Raw genomic sequence first — 771 nt, forward strand, 5'->3', positions numbered from 1 at the left:
GATACCGGCATATCGCGCGACAATGCGTGCGCGCGCCAAATGGTAATCGATAGAGGGTGCAATGCGCATTGGGGGATAGGCTTGTGCACGTTGACGGCTATCTGCTACACGGTCTTCTGGTAAAGGGTGAGTCAGTAGCATTGGTGGCGGTTTGCTCGCGTAGCGGTATTCATCGGCCAAACGGCCAAAGAAACGCGGCGTTGCTTGCACATCAAATCCTGCTTTCGCCAAGGTTGCGATACCGAAGCGGTCGGCTTCTTTCTCGTTTGAGCGAGTGTAGTTGATTTGGCTTTGCATGTTGCCTGCTGTTGCGGCGGTAATCGCTGCCATGCCTGCTTCTGGTGAAGCAATCGAAAGTAATAATGCACCAGCAAGCGCGGCTAAAGTCGCTGGAGAGCGCCTTGCTTGGTCTTCCATACTGCGCGCTAGGTGGCGCTGTGTTACGTGTGCAATTTCGTGCGCGACAACGGATGCGAGTTCACTTTCGCTACGAGCATGAAGAAATAGCCCTGAGTGCAATGCAACGTAACCGCCAAAAAAGGCAAAGGCGTTGATATTACGATCACGAATCATGAAGAAGTGGAACGGCGTTTTTACATCGTTCGCGTTGGCCACGAGGCGGTGTCCGAGGGAATCGATATATTCGTTGATGACCGGATCGTTGACGATAGGCTTACTGGCTCTGAGCATGCGCATGTACGCGTCGCCATAAATCAACTCTTGGTCTATAGAAAGCGTGCCGCCAGCTGCCGTACCAATATCAGGCAAGTC

Annotated in this window: 1 protein-coding gene; it reads right to left on the reverse strand. The window is 52.9% G+C overall.

The features are described from left to right. On the reverse strand, nucleotides 1-771 hold a 771-nt coding region (locus tag R7R78_RS25750), incomplete at both ends, for a M48 family metalloprotease (RefSeq protein ID WP_225474572.1).

It is taken from the genome of Vibrio sp. 2134-1, from assembly GCF_033339495.1.